Origin of the sequence: Nonomuraea cypriaca, from assembly GCF_015645445.1 — a bacterium.
In the GTDB taxonomy this organism is placed as follows: domain Bacteria; phylum Actinomycetota; class Actinomycetes; order Streptosporangiales; family Streptosporangiaceae; genus Nonomuraea; species Nonomuraea cypriaca.
The window spans coordinates 26,229-45,371 of record NZ_JADOGI010000042.1 but is presented as its reverse complement, the minus strand read 5'-3'; the positions used below and the strand labels follow the sequence as shown (position 1 = coordinate 45,371).

The 19,143-nt window shown below is 70.3% G+C and carries 17 protein-coding genes; 13 read left to right on the top strand and 4 right to left on the bottom strand.

Features of this window, described 5'->3' with window-relative positions; all coding sequences use genetic code 11:
- Window positions 1-184: 184 nt before the first annotated feature.
- The 4 genes from ITP53_RS16350 to ITP53_RS16335 are packed head-to-tail and all read right to left on the bottom strand — an operon-like array spanning window position 185 to window position 4,816.
- Window positions 185-1,603 carry an amino acid permease gene (locus ITP53_RS16350; RefSeq protein ID WP_195896238.1) on the bottom strand — a complete coding sequence of 473 codons (1,419 nt, stop codon included), beginning with the start codon at window positions 1,601-1,603 and terminating at the stop codon, window positions 185-187.
- Between the two features lie 9 nt (window positions 1,604-1,612).
- Window positions 1,613-2,542: a carbamate kinase gene (gene arcC, locus ITP53_RS16345; RefSeq protein WP_195896237.1), complete on the bottom strand. Its 930-nt coding sequence runs from the start codon at window positions 2,540-2,542 to the stop codon at window positions 1,613-1,615.
- Window positions 2,543-3,559, bottom strand: a complete 1,017-nt coding sequence (argF, locus tag ITP53_RS16340) for an ornithine carbamoyltransferase (RefSeq protein WP_195896236.1) — start codon at window positions 3,557-3,559, stop codon at window positions 2,543-2,545.
- 12 nt (window positions 3,560-3,571) lie between these two features.
- Window positions 3,572-4,816 carry an arginine deiminase gene (locus tag ITP53_RS16335; RefSeq protein ID WP_195896235.1) on the bottom strand — a complete coding sequence of 415 codons (1,245 nt, stop codon included), beginning with the start codon at window positions 4,814-4,816 and terminating at the stop codon, window positions 3,572-3,574.
- A 304-nt stretch (window positions 4,817-5,120) separates the two neighbouring features.
- Here ITP53_RS16335 and pyrR point away from each other — a divergent pair, with 304 nt between their 5' ends.
- The 13 genes from pyrR to ITP53_RS16265 all read left to right on the top strand — a co-directional run bounded on the left by pyrR (window position 5,121) and on the right by ITP53_RS16265 (window position 19,045).
- Complete coding sequence (gene pyrR, locus ITP53_RS16330; RefSeq protein WP_195896234.1) at window positions 5,121-5,678, top strand: bifunctional pyr operon transcriptional regulator/uracil phosphoribosyltransferase PyrR; 558 nt, start codon at window positions 5,121-5,123, stop codon at window positions 5,676-5,678.
- A complete protein-coding gene (locus tag ITP53_RS16325; protein WP_195896233.1) occupies window positions 5,675-6,592 on the top strand; it encodes an aspartate carbamoyltransferase catalytic subunit in 918 nt (305 codons plus the stop codon). Before pyrR ends, ITP53_RS16325 begins: the two co-directional genes overlap by 4 nt.
- A gap of 11 nt (window positions 6,593-6,603) precedes the next feature.
- Entirely contained in the window at window positions 6,604-7,890 is a 1,287-nt protein-coding gene (locus ITP53_RS16320) for a dihydroorotase (protein WP_195896232.1), read from the top strand.
- A gap of 83 nt (window positions 7,891-7,973) precedes the next feature.
- The gene (carA, locus tag ITP53_RS16315; RefSeq protein WP_195896258.1) at window positions 7,974-9,095 is read left to right on the top strand and encodes a glutamine-hydrolyzing carbamoyl-phosphate synthase small subunit; all 1,122 of its coding nucleotides are present in this window, start codon (window positions 7,974-7,976) and stop codon (window positions 9,093-9,095) included.
- Complete coding sequence (gene carB / locus ITP53_RS16310) at window positions 9,082-12,369, top strand: carbamoyl-phosphate synthase large subunit (protein ID WP_195896231.1); 3,288 nt, start codon at window positions 9,082-9,084, stop codon at window positions 12,367-12,369. The genes carA and carB overlap by 14 nt, the downstream gene beginning before the upstream one ends.
- Before the next feature lie 38 nt (window positions 12,370-12,407).
- The gene (locus tag ITP53_RS16305) at window positions 12,408-13,259 is read left to right on the top strand and encodes a dihydroorotate dehydrogenase electron transfer subunit (protein WP_195896230.1); all 852 of its coding nucleotides are present in this window, start codon (window positions 12,408-12,410) and stop codon (window positions 13,257-13,259) included.
- Window positions 13,249-14,226, top strand: coding sequence for a dihydroorotate dehydrogenase (locus tag ITP53_RS16300; protein ID WP_195896229.1), 978 nt, complete (start codon window positions 13,249-13,251; stop codon window positions 14,224-14,226). The genes ITP53_RS16305 and ITP53_RS16300 overlap by 11 nt, the downstream gene beginning before the upstream one ends.
- A 163-nt stretch (window positions 14,227-14,389) precedes the next feature.
- A complete protein-coding gene (gene pyrF, locus ITP53_RS16295) occupies window positions 14,390-15,082 on the top strand; it encodes an orotidine-5'-phosphate decarboxylase (protein WP_195896228.1) in 693 nt (230 codons plus the stop codon).
- A gap of 722 nt (window positions 15,083-15,804) precedes the next feature.
- Complete coding sequence (gene mihF / locus ITP53_RS16290) at window positions 15,805-16,128, top strand: integration host factor, actinobacterial type (RefSeq protein ID WP_020541698.1); 324 nt, start codon at window positions 15,805-15,807, stop codon at window positions 16,126-16,128.
- A 99-nt stretch (window positions 16,129-16,227) separates the two neighbouring features.
- Window positions 16,228-16,836, top strand: a complete 609-nt coding sequence (gene gmk, locus ITP53_RS16285) for a guanylate kinase (RefSeq protein ID WP_195896257.1) — start codon at window positions 16,228-16,230, stop codon at window positions 16,834-16,836.
- 4 nt (window positions 16,837-16,840) lie between these two features.
- Window positions 16,841-17,110 carry a DNA-directed RNA polymerase subunit omega gene (rpoZ, locus tag ITP53_RS16280; RefSeq protein WP_043638590.1) on the top strand — a complete coding sequence of 90 codons (270 nt, stop codon included), beginning with the start codon at window positions 16,841-16,843 and terminating at the stop codon, window positions 17,108-17,110.
- Between the two features lie 8 nt (window positions 17,111-17,118).
- Window positions 17,119-18,546, top strand: coding sequence for a bifunctional phosphopantothenoylcysteine decarboxylase/phosphopantothenate--cysteine ligase CoaBC (gene coaBC, locus ITP53_RS16275; protein WP_236050866.1), 1,428 nt, complete (start codon window positions 17,119-17,121; stop codon window positions 18,544-18,546).
- Window positions 18,547-18,721: 175 nt separating this feature from the next.
- A complete protein-coding gene (locus ITP53_RS16265) occupies window positions 18,722-19,045 on the top strand; it encodes a hypothetical protein (RefSeq protein WP_236050865.1) in 324 nt (107 codons plus the stop codon).
- The last annotated feature ends 98 nt before the right edge of the window (window positions 19,046-19,143 follow it).

The window sequence follows — 19,143 nt, the reverse complement described above, 5'->3', positions numbered from 1 at the left end:
CATACGGTCTTGATCGAAGTGTCGCCGGGGACGACCCGCCCGGGTGACCCGGCGGCCACTCGAAGCGCATATGATCATCTCGCTGACGGTGAAACCCCCGAGGGGCGAGCGGGACGGGAACGGATGAGGAGTGCGGAAGCGGCCCTGGCGGGGCGCATCCGGTCGGCACGCCGTCGAACTGCATTCAGGACACCTCGGCATTGAGCCGCGAATGGCCATAGCCGTACGCGAAGTAGCAGAAGAGGCCGGCGAGCATCCACAGGCCGAACGCCAGCCAGGTCACCCCGGCCAGCCCCGCCATCACGACGACGCAGAGGATCGCGCCGAGCACCGGCGTGGCAGGGAAGAACGGGACGCGGAAGCCGCGGGGAAGCTCGGGGCTGCGGTAGCGCAGGACGAGCACGCCGACGTTCACGATGGCGAAGGCGAACAGCGTGCCGATGCTGGTGGCCTCGGCGAGCTGTCCCAGCGGCACCAGCCCGGCCAGTACGGAGATGAACAACGCGACCAGCAGGGTGTTGGCGACGGGGACCTGGCGGCGCGGGTTGACCCGCTGGAAGACGCGGGGGATGAGCCCGTCGCGCGACATCGCGAACAGGATGCGGGTCTGGCCGTAGATGACCGTGAGGACGACGCTGGCGATGGCGATGACCGCGCCGAACGACACGACCAGGCCGGGCCAGGTGGCGCCGGTGGCCAGGCCGGCGATGTGGGACAGGCCGGCCTCGGTGCCCTCGGGATCGAAGTCCGTCCACGGCATCGCCCCGACGGCGGCCACGGCCACGAGGACGTAGACGGCGGTCACGACGGCCAGTGACAGGATGATCGCCAGGGGCAGGTCGCGCCTGGGGTTCCTGGCCTCCTCACCGGCGGTGGAGGCCGCGTCGAAGCCGATGTAGGAGAAGAACACCTGCGAGGCCGCCGCGGTGATCCCGGCGATCCCCATGGGGGCGAACGGCGCCAGATTGCCCGAACTGAACGCGGTGAACGCCACCACACAGAAGAACAGCAGCACCGCGACCTTGATCAGCACGAACACGGCGTTGGCCGTGGCGCTCTCCGAGGCGCCGTAAAGCAGGAGCCAGGTGGTCAGCAGCACGATGAGGATCGCGGTGACGTTCACCACACCGCCGCCCTGGCCGGGGGAGTGGGTGATCGCGTCCGGCAGCGTGAAGCCGGGCAGCGCCCGCAGGAACGCGTTGAGGTATTCGCCCCAGCCCACGGCCACGGCCGCGACGGACACGGCGTACTCCAGCATGAGACACCAGCCGCAGACCCACGCCACCAGCTCGCCCAGCGTCGCGTACGCGTAGGAGTACGACGAGCCGGCCACCGGGATCGTCCCGGCCAGCTCGGCGTACGACAGCGCGGAGAACAGCGCCGTGATCGCGGCCAGCCCGAACGCCAGCACCACCGCCGGACCGGCCTTCGGCACCGCCTGCCCGAGGATCACGAAGATGCCGGTGCCGAGCGTGGCGCCGACGCTGAACAGCGTGAGCTGCCACAGCGACATCGTCCGCCGCAGCTCACCGCCCTCGCCGTGCCCGCCCTCCGCCACGATCCGCTCGGTGGGCTTGGTACGGAGAAGCCGGGCCAGTGTCATGCGACACCCCTACAGCGTGCTCGTCAGCGGCCACCTGCCGTTGGGTGTGACGATCGTGCCCGCCGCGCCGTGAAGTATGCGCTCGGCCTGGTCGAGCCGTCCGATGGCGGCCATGTCGCCGGTCGTCTCCACGAACCGGCAGACGGCCTCCACCTTCGGCCCCATCGACCCGGCGGGGAACTCCATGGCCCGCAGCTCGTGCGGCGTGGTGTAGGTGATCTCCTTCTGGTGCGGCGTGCCGAACCCGCGCAGCACGCGCGGCACGTCGGTCAGGATCAGGAACGTGTCGCACTCCAGAGACTCGGCCAGCATCGAGGAGGTGAGGTCCTTGTCGACTACCGCCTCGACGCCGGACAGCCGCCCCCGCTCGTCGCGGACGACCGGGATGCCGCCGCCGCCCGCGCACACCACGACCACGCCCTCGCGGACCAGCCGGTGTATCAGGCGGGTCTCCACGACGCGCCGCGGGGCGGGGGAGGGCACGACGCGCCGCCACTGGGCGCCGTCCTGCTTGACCGTCCAGCCGTGCTCGGCGGCCAGCTTCCCGGCCTCCTCCCGCTCGTAGACGGGGCCGACGAACTTGGCCGGGTCGCCGAACGCGGGATCCACGGCCGACACCAGCGTCTGGGTGACCATGGCGATGACCTGCCGGCCTGGCAGCGCGTTCTGCAGCGCCTGCTGCATCCAGTAGCCGATCATGCCCTGCGTCTGCGCGCCGAGCGTGTCGAGCGGGTAGGGCGCGCGGTGGCCGGGGGCGCCCTGCGAGGCGAGCAGGCCGACCTGGGGGCCGTTGCCGTGGGTGATGACCAGCTCGTGCTCCAGCGCGAGCCTGGCGAGCGTCCGGACGGCTGTGTGGATGTTGTTCGTCTGCACGGCCACGTCCGGCGGCTGGCCGCGCCTGAGCACCGCGTTGCCGCCGATCGCGACCATCACCCGCATTCAGTCTCCCAGGGTCGCGACCATGACGGCCTTGACGGTGTGCAGGCGGTTCTCGGCCTGGTCGAAGACGATCGAGCGCGGCGACTCGAAGACGCTCTCGGTGACCTCCAGCGCGTCGAGGCCGGTCCTGTCGTAGAGGTCCCTGCCGACCCGCGTCTCCCTGTCGTGGCAGGAGGGCAGGCAGTGCATGAACTTGACGGCGGGGTTGCCTGTCGCCTCCACCACGGCGTCGTTCACCTGGTACGGCAGCAGCAGCTTGATCCGCTCGTCCCACACCTGCGCAGGCTCGCGCATCGACGCCCACACGTCGGTGTAGAGGAAGTCGGCCCCCTTGACGCCCTCGTTCACGTCGCCGGTGATGGTGATCCTGGCACCGGTGTCCGACGCCAGCGCCTCGGCCGCCTCGACCACCGCGCCGGAGCCGGGCCGCAGCGCCCCGGGCGCGACGATGCGTACGTCCATGCCGAGCATGGCCCCCGTCACCAGCAGCGAGCGCCCCATGGCACTGCGCGCGTCACCCAGATAGGCGAACGACACCTCGCGCAACGGCCGGTCGCTGTGCTCGCGCATGGTCAGCATGTCTGCCAGCGTCTGCGTGGGACGCCACTCGTCGGTCAGGCCGTTCCACACGGGCACCCCGGCCAGGGCCGCCAGCTCCTCCACGTAGGCCTGCCTGCTGCCGCGGTACTCGATGCCGTCGAACATCCGGCCGAGCACCCGCGCGGTGTCGCGTACGGACTCCTCGTGCCCGATCGGCGACTCCAGGGAGGTGACGTGCGCGCCCTGCTCGCGCCCGGCCACCTCGAACGCGCATCGGGTGCGGGTCGAGGGCTTCTCGAAGATCAGCGCGAGGTGCCTGCCTCTCAGCCGCTGCCGCTCGGCCCCGGCCTGCCTTTCCGCCTTCAGCTCCGCGGACAGCCGCAGCAACTGCTCGAACTCCTCCGGTGTGAGGTCGAGCTCCTTGAGGAAGCTGCGGTCGCGCAGGTCGAAGGCCGTCAAAAGCCCCCCGGATGTCATCGGACAAGCCCCCTAGATGCCGTCGCGTTCGAGCGGGCAGCTCATGCACCGAGGCCCGCCGCGTCCCCTGCCGAGCTCGCTGCCCCGGATCGTGATGACCTCGATGCCGTTGTCGCGCAGGTGGTTGTTGGTGGTGGTGTTGCGCTCGTAGGCGACGACGACGCCCGGCTCGAGCGCCAGGCCGTTGCAGCCGTCGTCCCACTGCTCCCGCTCGGCGGCGCGGACGTCCTGGGTGGGGGTGAGGACCGTGATCTCGGCCAGGTCGAGCGCGTGCGCGATGGCCTGGTGCATGTCCTCCGGCGGGTGGTCGGTGACCTTGAGCTCCTTGCGCGTGTCGCCGGGCTCGATGGTGTACGAGGGCAGCATCCCCAGGCCCGCGTACTGGGTGAACACGCCCACGTCCAGCATCGTCATCACCGTGTCGAGATGCATGAACGCCCGTGCCTTCGGCATGTCGAGCGCCACGATCTTCCGAGCGGAACCGGCTTCGAACAGCCGCTGCGCCAGCATCTCCACCGCCTGCGGCTGGGTGCGCTCGCTCATCCCGATCAGCACCGCGCCCCGGCCGATGACCAGCACGTCGCCGCCCTCGAGGGTGGCCGGCGCCACGGCCTGGCCGGGCAGCCAGCAGTGGAAGCCGCCGCTCTCCGGCCGGTCGAACCCGCCGGCGAACGTCGGGTGATACATGTAGACGGCCTCCATGTTGACCGTCTCCCGCATGCGGGCCTTCTTCTTCATCGCGTTGATCGACACGCCGTCGTACACCCAGCAGGAGGTGTCACGGGTGAACAGGTGGTTGGGCAGCGGCGGGAGGATGAAGTCGTCGCCTGCGGTGGCGTGGAAGGTCACCGACCTGGGGTCGCAGCCCATCTCCACCAGCTCCCGCTTGGTGATGCCGCCGGTCAGGTAGAGCTGCAGCGTCGCCGAGTCCATGCCGTCGAGTGTGTTGCGGATGTCGTCGATGGCGCCGGGGCCGTACCAGCGCTCGTCGATGACCGCGTCGAGGATGTGCTTGCGGGCCTCGGGGATGTCGACCGTCTCCTTGAGCAGGTCGGCCAGCATGTGGATGCGGATGCCGCGGTCGCGCAGCACCCGCTGGAACTCCTCGTGCTCCTCCATCGCGCGCTGCACCCACAGCACGTCGTCGAACAGGAACTCGTCCTTGTTGGTCGGGGTCAGCCGCTTGAGCGCCAGCTCGGGCTTGTGCAACAGGACCTGGCGCAGGCGTCCGACCTCGGAGTCGACATGGAACGTCATCTTCGCTCTATCCCCCGTCATACGGGCCGTATCCGCCGCGCCCGGCCTTTCGCCCAGAGGTGGCGGCGTCGGCGCCCGCACCGCCCCCGGACTCGTACGCCGGTCGGCGGCCCCCGTGACCTGCCCCGCGCGGAGGGCGTTGACACGGTGGCGGGCCCGGAAATTACCTGATCATGGGATCGGGCCGGTCCGCGCCGCGACGGAAGGGCACTCCCGTTGTGGCTGGTGGCCCCTGGTACTCTGTGTCCCGACCAACACCCTTTAAGACCCGTCCCGTGAGGCGGGAAAGGTGGTGAGATTCGCCATGTCCGATTCCCGGGCAGTTCTGGAAGCTCCGGACATCCATCGGGCGCTGACCAGGATCGCGCACGAGATCCTCGAGCGTACCAAGGGTGCCGGTGACGTCGTTCTCCTCGGCATCCCGACCCGCGGCGCGACGCTGGCCCACCGGCTCGGCGACCGCATCGAGCAGTTCGAAGGCGTCAAGATCCCCGTCGGTTCCATCGACATCACGATGTACCGCGACGACCTGCGCCTCAAGCCCGCTCGCCCGCTCGGCCGCACCGAGCTGCCGCCCGACGGCATCGACGGCCGCGTCGTGGTGCTCGTCGACGACGTCCTCTACTCCGGCCGCACCGTGCGCGCCGCGCTCGACGCGCTCAACGACCTCGGCCGGCCTACCGCCGTACAACTCGCCACGCTGGTCGACCGCGGCCACCGCGAGCTGCCCATCCGCGCCGACTACGTCGGCAAGAACCTCCCGACGGCCAAGAGCGAGAAGGTCAAGGTGTTCCTGCAGGAGACCGACGGCCGCGACGCCGTGCTGCTCATGAAGGGGCCTGAGAGGGGGAACGCCAAGTGAACCGGCACCTGATCTCGGCGGGCGACCTCGCCAAGGACGACGCCCTGCTCATCCTCGACACCGCGGAAGAGCTGGCGAGAGTCTCGGAACGTTCCATCAAGAAACTGCCCACGCTGCGCGGGCGCACCGTGGTCAACCTGTTCTTCGAGGACTCCACGCGGACCCGGATCTCGTTCGAGGCGGCGGCCAAGCGGCTGTCCGCCGACGTGATCAACTTCTCGGCCAAGGGGTCGAGCGTGTCCAAGGGCGAGTCGCTCAAGGACACCGCGCTCACCCTGGAGGCCATGGGCGCCGACGCGGTCGTCATCAGGCACAGCGCCTCCGGGGCGCCGCACCGCCTGGCCAACTGGGTGCACGGCAGCGTCGTCAACGCCGGCGACGGCACCCACGAGCACCCGACGCAGGCGCTGCTCGACGCCTTCTCCATGCGCCGCCGCCTGGGCGGCCTCGAAGGGCGCAAGGTGACGATCGTCGGCGACGTGCTGCACAGCCGGGTCGCCCGCTCCAACGTGCTGCTGCTGCACACCCTGGGCGCCGAGGTGACGCTGGTCGCGCCGCCCACGCTGGTGCCCGTGTCCGTCGGCACCTGGCCGTGCGAGGTCTCCTACGACCTCGACGCGGTGCTGCCCAAGTCGGACGTGGTGATGATGCTGCGGGTGCAGAAGGAGCGGATGAACGCCGCGTACTTCCCCTCCGAGCGCGAATACTCACGCCGGTACGGGCTCGACCGCGACCGGTTCGCCAGGATGCCCGACGACGCGATCGTCATGCACCCTGGGCCGATGAACCGGGGGATGGAGATCGCCGCCGAGGTGGCGGACTCCGCGCGGTCCACGATCGTCGAACAGGTCGCCAACGGGGTGACCATCCGCATGGCCGTCCTGTACCTGCTGCTCGGGGGAGAGACCACGTGAGTGAGCGCGGCATGATCATTCGAAACGTCAGGATCACGGGTGGGGAGCCCGCCGACATCCGCGTCACCGACGGCATGATCACCGAGATCGGGCCGGGGCTGGCCGGGGCCGAGAGCGTCGACGGCGCGGGCGCGATCGCGCTGCCCGGCCTGGTCGACCTGCACACCCACCTGCGCGAGCCCGGCCGCGAGGACGCCGAGACCGTTCGCAGCGGCACCCAGTCGGCGGCGCGCGGCGGCTACACCGCCGTGCACGCCATGGCCAACACCTCGCCGGTCGCCGACACCGCCGGCGTGGTCGAGCAGGTGTGGCGGCTCGGGCGCGAGTTCGCGCACTGCGACGTGCACCCGGTCGGCGCCGTCACGGTCCGCCTGGAGGGCAGGCAGTTGGCCGAGCTGGGCGCGATGGCCGACTCGGCGGCCCGCGTACGCGTCTTCTCCGACGACGGCAAGTGCGTGGACGACGCCGTGCTGATGCGCCGGGCCCTGGAGTACGTCAAGGCGTTCGACGGAGTCGTCGCCCAGCACGCCCAGGAGCCCAGGCTCACCGCCGGCGCCCAGATGAACGAGGGCGTCGTCTCCGGCAGGCTCGGCCTGACCGGCTGGCCGGCCGTCGCCGAGGAGGCGATCATCGCCCGCGACTGCCTCCTGGCCGCCCACGTGGGCTCCAGGCTGCATGTGTGCCACGTCTCCACGGCCGGCTCCGTAGAGATCATCCGCTGGGCCAAGTCGAAGGGCTGGAACATCACCGCCGAGGTCACCCCGCACCACCTTCTCCTCACCGACGACCTGGTCGAGGAGTCGCCGGTGGGCGCGTACAACCCGATCTACAAGGTCAACCCGCCGCTGCGCACCCGCGCCGACGTCGAGGCGCTGCGGGCCGCGCTGGCCGACGGCACGATCGACGTCGTCGCCACCGACCACGCGCCCCACCCGGTCGAGGACAAGGAGACCGAGTGGTCGGCCGCGGCCATGGGCATGGTCGGGCTGGAGACCGCGCTCAGCGTGGTGCAGCAGGCCATGGTCGAGACCGGGCTGCTCGACTGGGCAGGCGTCGCCCAGCGCATGTCCGTCGTGCCCGCCCGCATCGGCCGCCTGGCCGGGCAGGGCCAGGCGCTGGAGGCGGGCGCGCCGGCCAACATCACCCTGTACGACCCATCCGTCCGCATCGAAGTGGACCCCTCGGCCTTCGCCTCCAAGAGCAGGAACACCCCCTTCGAGGGGATGACGCTGCCGGGGCGGGTAGTGGCCACGTTCCTGCGTGGCAGGCCGACCGTTCTCGAAGGGAAGCTGGTTTGAACGACAGCCCCGCTGACGACGTCAGCCCCGCTGACGTGCTCAAGAACGTGCCGCGTAGCGGCTCCTCGCTTTCTGGGGGGCGCTTGGGGGGCGAAGCCCCCCGAGGAGCGGTGCTGGTTCTGGAAGACGGCCGCGTCTTCCAGGGATCCCCATACGGCGCCGACGGTGAGACGTTCGGCGAGATGGTCTTCAACACCGGCATGACCGGCTACCAGGAGACCCTTACCGACCCCTCCTACCACCGGCAGATCGTCGCCATGACGGCGCCGCACATCGGCAACACCGGCGTCAATGACGAGGACCCGGAGTCCCGGCGCGTCTGGGTCGCCGGCTACGTCGTACGCGAGCCCTCCAGGGTCGTCTCCAACTGGCGGGCCGACCGCTCGCTCGGCGACTACCTCAAGGAACAGGGCGTCGTCGGCATCGCCATGTCCGGCACCCGGGCGCTCACCCGCCACCTGCGCGAGCGCGGCGCCATGCGGGCCGGCATCTTCTCCGCGCCGTCAGAGCCGGTGGAGGACCTCGTCGAGCGCGTACGCCGCTCGCCCCGCATGGAGGGCGCCGACCTGGCCGCCGAGGTGGCCACCGCCGAGCCCTACGTGGTGCCCGCGATCGGCGCGAAGCGGTTCACGGTCGCGGCCGTCGACCTGGGCATCAAGGGCATGACGCCGCACCGGATGGCCGAACGCGGCTGCGAGGTGCACGTGCTGCCCGCGACGGCGACGTACGAGCAGATCATGGCGGTCGAGCCGGACGGGGTGTTCTTCTCCAACGGGCCGGGAGACCCCGCCACGGCGGACGTCTCGGCGCTCCGGCGGTTGCTCGAGGCCGGGGTCCCGTTCTTCGGGATCTGCTTCGGCAACCAGCTGTTCGGGCGGGCCCTGGGGCTGTCCACGTACAAGCTGCGTTACGGGCACCGGGGCGTCAACCAGCCGGTTCAGGACGTGCGCACCGGGAAGGTGGAGATCTCGGCGCACAACCACGGGTTCGCGGTGGACGCGCCGCTCGACGGCCCGTTCGAGACCCCCTTCGGGGCGGCGGAGGTGAGCCACGTCAACCTCAACGACCGCTGCGTCGAGGGCCTGCGCCTGCTGAACGGCCGCGCCTTCAGCGTCCAGTACCACCCGGAGGCCGCCGCGGGGCCGCATGACGCCGCCTACCTTTTCGACGAGTTCTGTGAGGTCATCGCCCGTGCCCAAGCGTGAGGACATCAGGTCCGTCCTGGTCATCGGCTCTGGGCCGATCGTGATCGGTCAGGCGTGCGAGTTCGACTACTCGGGCACCCAGGCGTGCCGGGTGCTGCGGGACGAGGGGTTCCGCGTCATCCTGGTCAACAGCAACCCAGCGACGATCATGACGGACCCCGAGTTCGCGGACGCCACGTACGTCGAGCCGATCAATCCCGAGTTCGTCGAGAAGATCATCGCCAAGGAGCGGCCCGACGCGCTGCTGCCGACGCTGGGCGGCCAGACCGCGCTCAACACGGCGGTCGCCCTGCACGAGTCCGGCGTGCTCGAGAAGTACGCGGTCGAGCTGATCGGCGCCGACTTCGACGCGATCCAGGCGGGGGAGAACCGCGAGCGGTTCAAGGAGATCGTCGCCAAGGTGGCCCGCGAGCACGGGCTCAACGCCGAGTCGGCCAGGTCGCTCATCTGCCACACGATGGAGGAGTGCCTGGCCGCTGCGGGCGAGCTCGGCTACCCGGTGGTGGTCCGGCCGTCGTTCACGATGGGCGGCGCCGGCTCCGGGTTCGCCTACGACGAGCCGGACCTGCGGCGCATCGCAGGCGCCGGGCTCGACGCCTCGCCGACCACCGAGGTGCTCCTTGAGGAGTCCATCCTCGGCTGGAAGGAGTACGAACTCGAGGTCATGCGCGACAAGCACGACAACGTCGTCATCGTCTGCTCCATCGAGAACATCGACCCGATGGGGGTGCACACCGGTGACAGCGTGACCGTCGCGCCCGCGCTGACCCTGACCGACCGCGAATACCAGAACATGCGCGACGTCGCCATCGCGGTCATCCGCGAGGTCGGCGTCGACACCGGCGGCTGCAACATCCAGTTCGCGGTCGACCCGCGCAGCGGCCGCATGACCGTCATCGAGATGAACCCGCGGGTGTCGCGCTCCAGCGCCCTGGCCTCCAAGGCCACGGGCTTCCCGATCGCGAAGATCGCGGCCAAACTGGCCATCGGCTACACCCTCGACGAGATCCCCAACGACATCACCAAGGAGACGCCGGCCTCCTTCGAGCCGACGCTCGACTACATCGTGGTGAAGGTGCCGCGGTTCGCGTTCGAGAAGTTCCGTGGCGCCGACCAGACGCTCACCACGCACATGAAGTCCGTGGGCGAGGCCATGGCCATCGGCCGCTCGTTCCCCGAGGCGCTGCAGAAGGCGCTGCGGTCCCTGGAGAAGAAGGACTCCTCCTTCACCTGGGCGGGCGACCCCGGGGAGAAGGCGGAGCTGCTCGACGCCTGCCGCGTCCCGCACGACGGCAGGCTCCGTACGATGCAGCAGGCCATCAGGGCGGGCGCCACGCCAGAAGAGGTCCACGAGGCCACCAACGTGGACCCGTGGTTCGTCGACCAGCTCTTCCTGCTCGACGAGGAGGCGCGGACGGTGGCCGGCGCGGCCGAGATGACCGCAGAGGTGCTCGAACGCGCCAAGCGCCTCGGGTTCAGCGACGTGCAGCTCGGCGAGCTCCGCGGCATCGACGAGGCCAGGGTGCGCGACCTGCGGCACGCACTCGGCCTGCGCCCGGTCTACAACACCGTGGACACCTGCGCCGCCGAGTTCGCGGCGAAGACCCCGTACCTCTACTCGACTTACGACGAGGAGACCGAGGTCCCCCACGGCGAGCGGCGCAAGGTCATCATCCTCGGCTCCGGGCCCAACAGGATCGGGCAGGGCATCGAGTTCGACTACGCGTGCGTGCACGCCTCGTTCGAGCTGGCCAGGGCCGGGTTCGAGACCGTCATGGTCAACTGCAACCCGGAGACCGTCTCGACCGACTACGACACCTCCGACCGGCTCTACTTCGAGCCGCTCACGCTGGAGGACGTCCTGGAGGTCTTCCACGCCGAGCAGGAGACCGGCCCCGTGGCGGGCGTGATCGTGCAGCTCGGCGGCCAGACGCCGCTGGGGCTCGCGCAGGCGCTCATGGACGCGGGCGTGCCCGTGGTCGGCACCTCGCCGGAGTCCATCCACCTGGCCGAGGAGCGCGGCGCGTTCGGGCGGGTGCTGGCCGAGGCGGGCCTGCCCGCGCCCAAGCACGGCACCGCGCTGACGGTGGCGGAGGCGCGGGAGATCGCCGAGGAGATCGGCTACCCCGTCCTCGTCCGCCCCTCGTACGTTCTCGGCGGCGCCGGCATGGCCATCGTCTACGACGAGGAGACCCTCACCACCTACATGGCGGCCCAGGAGGGCGGCCACCCGGTGCTGGTGGACAAGTTCCTCGACGAGGCCATCGAGATCGACGTGGACGCGCTCTACGACGGCGAGGAGCTCTACCTGGGCGGAGTCATGGAGCACATCGAGGAGGCCGGCATCCACTCCGGCGACTCGGCGTGCGCCCTGCCGCCCATCACGCTCGGCAGCGCCGACATCAAGCGCATCCGCGCCGCCACCGAGGCCATCGCCGCAGGGGTGGGCGTGCGCGGCCTGCTGAACGTCCAGTACGCCGTGTCAGCCGGAGTCCTGTACGTCCTGGAGGCCAACCCGCGCGCCAGCCGCACGGTGCCGTTCGTGTCCAAGGCCACGGCCGTGCCGCTGGCCAAGGCGGCGGCCCGGGTGATGCTCGGGACGCCGATCGCCGTCCTGCGCGAGGAGGGCATGCTGCCCGCCACCGGCGACGGCGGCACGCTGCCGCTGGACGCCTCCATCGCGGTCAAGGAGGCCGTGCTGCCGTTCGACCGGTTCCGGGGCGTGGACACGGTGCTCGGGCCCGAGATGCGCTCCACGGGCGAGGTCATGGGCATCGACGAGTTCTTCGGGATCGCGTACGCCAAGTCGCAGGCGGGCGCGTACGGCGAGTTGCCGGTCAAGGGACGCGCGTTCGTATCCGTGGCCAACAGGGACAAGCGTGCGATGATCTTCCCTGTGAAGGCGCTGGCGGATCTCGGATTCGAGATCCTGGCCACCGAGGGGACCGCCGAGGTGCTGCGCCGCAACGGCGTCCATGCCAAGATCGTGCGAAAGCACAGCGAGGGGACCGGGCCCGGAGGTGAGCCTACGAGCGTGCAGTGCATTCTCGACGGCGAGGTGGACCTGATCGTCAACACGCCGTTCGGCAGCCCGGGACAGTCGGGGCCGCGGCTCGACGGTTACGACATCCGCACCGCCGCGGTGCTGCGTGGCATCCCGTGCATCACCACGGTCTCGGGACTCGCCGCCGCGGCGGCGGGCATCCAGGCGATCGTGCGCGGCGACGTGGGCGTACGGTCGCTCCAGGAGCACGCGCAGGCACTCCGGGGCTGACCCCGCACGGGAGGTGAAGACGACTGGCCGGCACTCCGGTGCAGGTGACGGGCACGGTGCTGACGACGCGCCGGGTCGACGCCTACCATGCGCTGACGGTGGTGGCGCCCGGCATCGCCGAGCGTTACCGCCCCGGTCACTTCGTCTCCGTGGCGGTCGGCGGGGCCAACACGTCGATGGTGACGCGTCGCGCGTTCTCCATCCACGACGTCAAGTCCGACTACGGCGGCACGGTCGAGCTGGTCTTCACCACCGGCGGGCCGGGCACGGCCTGGCTGGCCGAGCGGCGCGCCCGTGACACGCTCGACCTGGTCGGGCCGCTCGGGCGGCCCTTTCCGCTGCCGCGCGACCCCGCGCACTGCGTGCTCGTCGGCGCCGAGTACGGCTCCGCCGTGCTGTTCCCGCTGGCCGACGCGCTGCTGGCGCGGGGCTGCCGGGTCGACTTCGTGCTCGGCGCGGCCGGGGCCGAGCGCGTGTTCGGCGCGATGCGGGCCCGCAGGATGGCCGAGACGACCACGCTGACCACCGAGGACGGCTCGCTGGGCCTGCGCGGCAAGGTCACCGACGCGCTGCCGTCCGTGATCGCCGATACGCGGGCCGATGCCGTCTACGCCTGCGCGCCCATGGAGACGCTGCGGGCGGTGACGGCGGTGGCGATGGAGTTCGACATCCCGGTGCAGGTGGCCGTCGAGGAGTCGATGGCCTGCGGGATCGGGGTGTGCATGACGTGCGTGCTGCCGGTCATCGGGGACGACGGGGTGACCAGGATGGTCCGGGCGTGCGCGGAGGGGCCGGTGTTCCGGGGGGAGCGGGTGCGCTTCGAGGACGTGGGAACGATCCCGTTCGACGCGCTCGGCGCCCCCGGAGGCGGGGCACGACATGTCAGTTGATATGCGGACATTTCTGGCGCACGTGGAGCTGGCGAACCCGATCACCACGGCCGCCGGCTGCGCCTCCTCGGGCCGGGAACTGGCCCAGTTCTTCGACCTGCACCGGCTCGGGGCGCTGACCACCCGCTCGATCACCATGGCGCCCAGGTCGGGCCGGCCCACGCCCCGCATGGCCGAGACGCCCTCGGGCATGCTCAACTCCGTCGGACTGCAGGGCCCGGGCATCGAGGCGTTCCTGGAGCGTGAGCTGCCCTGGCTGGCCCAGCGGGGCATCAAGACCATCGTCTCGATCGGCGGCGGCACCGTCGCCGAATACTCCGAGCTGGCCCGCAGGCTCGCCGACGCGCCCGGGGTGACCGCGCTCGAGGTCAACCTCTCCTGCCCGAACATGGAGGACCGCGGCCGGGTCTTCGCCCGCGAGGGCAGCGCGGCCGCCGAGGTGATCGCCTCCGTGCGGTCCATCATGCGTTACGACGTGCCCGTCGTCGCCAAGCTCGCGCCCGACGTGGCCGACATCGTGTCCGTCGCGCGGGCGTGCGTGGACTCGGGGGCCGACGCGCTGTCCATGATCAACAACCCGCTGGGCATGGCCATCGACACCGAGGCGCTGCGCCCCTCGCTCGCCGCCGTCACCGGTGGGCTGTCGGGGCCGGCGATCCTGCCGCTCGCCGTACGGTGTGTCTGGCAGGTCCACGCCGCCCTGCCCGGCGTGCCGCTGATCGGCATCGGCGGCGTCATGACCGGCAGGGACGCCTTCCAGCTGGTCCTGGCGGGCGCCTGCGTGGTCGGAGTGGGCACGGCGCTGTTCCATGACCCGTACGCCTGCCTGCGCATCGAACGCGAACTCGAGGACCTCCTGAGGGCCCGCGGCTTCCAGCGGCTGGCCGACGCCGTCGGCCTGGCCCACCGCCCGCCGGGAAGCGCCCCCCGGCACCTGCTGGTCGATTCCGAGGAGACCGCGCCGTGACTCCCGTCGATTCCGAGGAGACCGCGCCGTGACTCCCGTCGTTTCCCAGGACACCATGCCGTGACTCCCGCACCCGGCACCTGCTGGTCGTTTCCGAGGAAGGCGCGTCGTGACCTCCGCTTCTGAAGACAGCACCATTGAACGACTCCAAGGAGAGCAAGCCTTGACTCCCGCACCCATCGCCGTCGCTCTCGACGCTCCCGACCTGGAAACCGCAGCCCGGTGGGCGGCCCTGGTGACGCCGCACGTCAGCACGGTCAAGGTGGGCCTGGAGCTCTATCTCCGCTACGGGCCCGACGTCATCGCCTCCGTACGCGGCGCCAGCGGCGTCCAGGTGTTCCTCGACCTCAAGCTGCACGACATCCCCAACACCGTCGCAGGCGCCGCCCGCGCGGTCGGCCGCCTGCGCCCGGCCATTCTGACGGTGCACGCCGCCGGCGGGCCCGCCATGATCCAGGCCGCCGTCGAGGCCGCCCCGCACACCATGATCGCCGCGGTCACGGTCCTGACCTCCCTCTCGGAGGACGACCTGGGCCGCATCGGGCTCGCCGGGCCCGCCGACGACGCGGTGCGCCGCCTGGCCGTCCTGTCGGTGGAGGCGGGAGCCACGGCCCTGGTGTGCTCGCCGAACGAGGTGCGGGCGGTGCGGGCGGAGATCGGGACGGGGATCACGCTCATCACGCCGGGCGTGCGGCCCACGGGGGCCGCCACGCAGGACCAGATGCGCGTGGCCACACCCGAACAAGCGCTCGCCGACGGCGCCGACCTGCTCGTCATCGGCCGGCCCATCACCGATTCCCCAGACCCGGGTGCGGCCGCCGCCGCCATCGCCGCGTCCCTGCGCCGTTCCGTGTGATCCCGCTGCTCGCGGTCTGATCCTTCAGCCCATGCTCGCGGCCTGGTCCCTCGGTCCATGCTTGCGGCCTGATCTCTCAGTCCACGCTCGCGGTCTGATCTCTCGGTCCATGCTTGCGGCCTGATCTCTCAGTCCACGCTCGCGGTCTGATCTCTCGGTCCATCTTTTACGGCGGAGCCGGCTTCACCGCACGCGCCGACGTCGGTCTCCCTCCGTCATGGCCGGTTGTGAAGGCTCACGTGGTGCTCGCCGTGACGACCGCATCGTCGACCCCCTCCGTGGTCGATCGGCGGCCGCTTCCGTCCTCGGGCATGGCGCCCGATATCCACCTATGTCGTGACGTGCCCGAGGCATGACGGTATGCGCCGAACCCCCGTTCTCGCCCCCGGCTGCGGGCCTCCGCTAACAAGATCATAATGCATGCCGGCGGGCTCTCGTACGCGATCTTCATCAGGGTTTCGGGCCTGGTGTGGGGTGGGTTTCGGACATTAGGGTGTGGGCGCTGCGTGATCATCGTTGCGTTTCGCGACACCGTCGCGCCCCGACGGGCTAAGCGGGAAGTGAGGGCGATTTGATCAGCAGTGTGTGATTTTACGATCACGCAGAGTGATGAAGTGGATTTTGTGACGAGAGAAACCGCTCTTGACGTTGCTTAGGGGGCGATGACCAGCTAGTTTCCCTTCCCGTCCGAGTACATCGACAGAAATTCGAGGTGACCCGGCGTGGCTCTTCCTCCCCTGACCCCTGAGCAGCGCGCCGCAGCCCTGGAGAAGGCTGCCAAGGCCCGTAAAGAGCGTGCCGAGGTCAAGAACCGGCTCAAGCATGGCGCGGTTTCTCTGGCTGAGGTGCTCAAGGATGGGCAGACCGACGACGTCATCGGCAAGATGAAGGTGTCGGCTTTGTTGGAATCGCTCCCCGGCGTGGGCAAGGTCCGCGCCAAGCAGCTCATGGAGCGGCTTGCCATCGCCGAGTCCCGCCGCGTGCGGGGTCTCGGCGCGAACCAGAGGGCCTCCCTCGAGCGCGAGTTCGGTGGCAACGAGAGCTAGTCTCGGTTCCACACGAAAGCGCAGGTTCAACGGGGGTAGGAAGTGACCGACAGGTTCTGGTCCGGCGAAGTCAGCGCCCACGAGGCGGTCGGATCGGGAGTGGAGGTCGGCTTCCTGCCTTCGAGTGAGAGACGGCTGACGGTCCTTTCCGGGCCGTCAGGCGTCGGCAAGTCCACGGTCGTCGCCGAGCTCCGGCGGGCACACCCCGAGGTGTGGCTGTCGGTCTCGGTGACCACCAGGAGACCCCGTCCCGGCGAGGTGAACGGGGTCCACTACTTCTTCGTCGACGGCGCGGAGTTCGACCGCCTCGTGGAGGCCGGCGAGCTGCTCGAGTGGGCGGAGTTCGCGGGCAACCGCTACGGCACCCCGCGCGAGCCGGTGCTGAAGAAGCTGGCAGAGGGCGTGCCGACCCTGCTGGAGATCGACCTCGAGGGCGCCAGGCAGGTCCGGCGCAGCATGCCGGAGGCGCTGCTGGTGTTCCTGGCTCCCCCCAGCTGGGAGGAGCTGGAGAAGCGGCTGCGCGGTCGCGGCACCGAGCCCGAGGAGGTCATCGCGCGCCGGCTGGAGGCCGGGCGGGTCGAGATGGCCGCGGAGAAGGAGTTCGACCTCACCCTGGTGAACACGAGTGTCCAAGGTGTGTGCCATCGGCTGATAGCCTTGATGACTGACCCTCAGGGGGTCACGACAACCACCAACCGAGAGGTCTGACATCGTGGCAGGCACCACCCCGGCCGCGGAGGGCATCACCAACCCGCCGATCGACGCGCTGCTCGACATCGTCGACAGCAAATACTCCCTGGTGATCATGGGCGCCAAGCGCGCTCGCCAGATCAACGCCTACTACTCCCAGCTCGGCGAGGGTCTGCTGGAATACGTCGGGCCGCTGGTCGAGACGCATGCCCAGGAGAAGCCGCTGTCCATCGCGCTGCGCGAGGTCTCCGAGGGCCTGCTCAACGCCGAGCCCATCGAAGGCGCGGTCTGACCCCTTCGATGAAGGTCGTCCTGGGCGTCAGCGGCGGCATCGCCGCGTACAAGGCTTGCGAGTTGCTGCGCCTGTTCACCGAGTCGGGGCACGAGGTGCGGGTCGTGCCGACCCGCGAGGCCCTGAAGTTCGTGGGCGAGCCCACCTGGGCCGCCCTGTCGGGCCACCCCGTGTCCGCGGAGGTGTGGGACGACGTTCACGAGGTGCCCCACGTGCGGATCGGCAAGCAGGCCGATCTCCTCGTGGTCGCGCCCGCGACCGCCGATGTGCTGGCCAAGGCGGCCCACGGGCTGGCCGGCGACCTCCTCACCAACACGCTGCTGACGGCGCGCTGCCCGGTCGTGTTCGCGCCCGCGATGCACACCGAGATGTGGCAGCATCCCGCCACCCGCGCCAACGTCGCTACGCTGCGCTCGCGCGGCGCCGTCGTGCTCGACCCGGCCGTGGGCAGACTCACCGGCGCCGACACCGGCCCCGGGCGGCTGCCCGACCCCGCCGAGATCTTCCAGGTCTGCCTGCGCGTCCTGCGCGGCCGGCCGCGCGACCTGGCCGGGCGCAAGGTCGTCGTCTCCGCCGGAGGCACCCGCGAGGCCATCGACCCGGTCCGCTACATCGGCAACCGCTCGTCCGGGCTGCAGGGTTACGCCCTTGCCCGCACGGCGGCGGCCAGGGGCGCGGAGGTGACCCTCGTGGCCGCCAACGTCACGCTGCCCGATCCCGCGGGGGCCACGGTGGTGCGGGTGGAGTCCACGGCGCAGTTGCGCGAGTCGGTGCTGGCCGCCGCGCGGGATGCCGACGTGGTCGTCATGGCCGCCGCGGTGGCTGACTTCAGGCCCGTGACCCGGCACGAATCGAAGATCAAGAAGACCGAGGGCGACCCGGAGCCCATCCGCCTGGCCAAGAACCCCGACATCCTCGCCGAACTCGGCGAACTCCGCCGCAAGGCCGAGGCGGCCGAGGCTGTGAGAGCCGTGGCTGGTGGCGTCGGTCCCGAGCCCGGTGGCGCCCGGGTGGGGGGCGCCGGCTCGGAGTCCGGTGGCGGGGCGGGCGGCGCCGGCTTGGAGTCCTCTGGTGTTGCTGGGGCGGATGGCGCCGGCTTGGAGTCCTCTGGTGTTGCCGGAACGGGTGGCGTTGGCTTGGAGTCCGCTGGAGTGCGGGCAGCGGGTGGGGGGGAGCGGCGGGCGTACCCGGAAGTGATCGTCGGGTTCGCGGCCGAGACGGACGACGTGCTCGCCAACGGGCAGGCCAAGCTCGCGCGCAAGGGCTGCGATCTGCTGGTCGTCAACCAGGTGGGCGAGGGCCTCGCCTTCGGCACCGCGGACAACGCCGCCACCGTGCTGGTGGCGGGCGGCGAGGCGGTCGAGGTGCCGTTCGGGCCCAAGGAGGATCTCGCCGACGCCGTGTGGGATCTGGTCGCCGCGCGTCTCTCTGAATAAATCGGACTAATTCCACTCAACTGCAACAAATCGTACGAACCGCACATGGTGCACGAAGTGCGCAAGACCAATTACCCGATCAACTGTTGCGACACCCCCGCGCGCCTGCGGATACTTAGGGCGAAGGGGGGGCGGAATGCCGGTTGGTTCTGCTGTCAGAGATCGTTGTCGGACCTTGCTCGGTGAGCAAGGAGAGATCAACTACGTCTTCCCCGCGTCCGCCTCCGGACCGGCGGCGGTGGGGAACTTCCTGATCGTGGTCACCGACTCGGCCATATCGGTGCTGGCGACCAGGACGCTCAGGAGTGACCGGCCGGTGGCGGTGTTCGTGGAGTTCCCCCGGCACACCAGACTCGGCCCCATCCTGCCTGGACCGATCATCGAGTTGGGCTCGATGGCGTTCGAGTTCGATGAGGAGTATGCCGCTGTGGTCTCCGCCGCCGACGCGGAGATCTTCGCGCCAGAGATCCTTCCGCCCGATCCGCTGCCTGACCTGTGATCGGCGACATACGGTGGACAGTTTCGCGACTCGGCGCCGGGTAGGGCTAGACTTCGGCGAAGCCCTGGCGCGTCCATCCGTCCCGGGCATCACATCCG

Coding starts and splice junctions, on each gene's coding strand:
- ITP53_RS16350 (WP_195896238.1), bottom strand. CDS start 1,603: ATGACACTGGCCCGGCTTCTCCGTACCAAGCCCACCGAGCGGATCGTG.
- arcC (WP_195896237.1), bottom strand. CDS start 2,542: ATGCGGGTGATGGTCGCGATCGGCGGCAACGCGGTGCTCAGGCGCGGC.
- argF (WP_195896236.1), bottom strand. CDS start 3,559: ATGACATCCGGGGGGCTTTTGACGGCCTTCGACCTGCGCGACCGCAGC.
- ITP53_RS16335 (WP_195896235.1), bottom strand. CDS start 4,816: ATGACGTTCCATGTCGACTCCGAGGTCGGACGCCTGCGCCAGGTCCTG.
- pyrR (WP_195896234.1), top strand. CDS start 5,121: ATGTCCGATTCCCGGGCAGTTCTGGAAGCTCCGGACATCCATCGGGCG.
- ITP53_RS16320 (WP_195896232.1), top strand. CDS start 6,604: ATGATCATTCGAAACGTCAGGATCACGGGTGGGGAGCCCGCCGACATC.
- ITP53_RS16300 (WP_195896229.1), top strand. CDS start 13,249: ATGTCAGTTGATATGCGGACATTTCTGGCGCACGTGGAGCTGGCGAAC.
- coaBC (WP_236050866.1), top strand. CDS start 17,119: ATGAAGGTCGTCCTGGGCGTCAGCGGCGGCATCGCCGCGTACAAGGCT.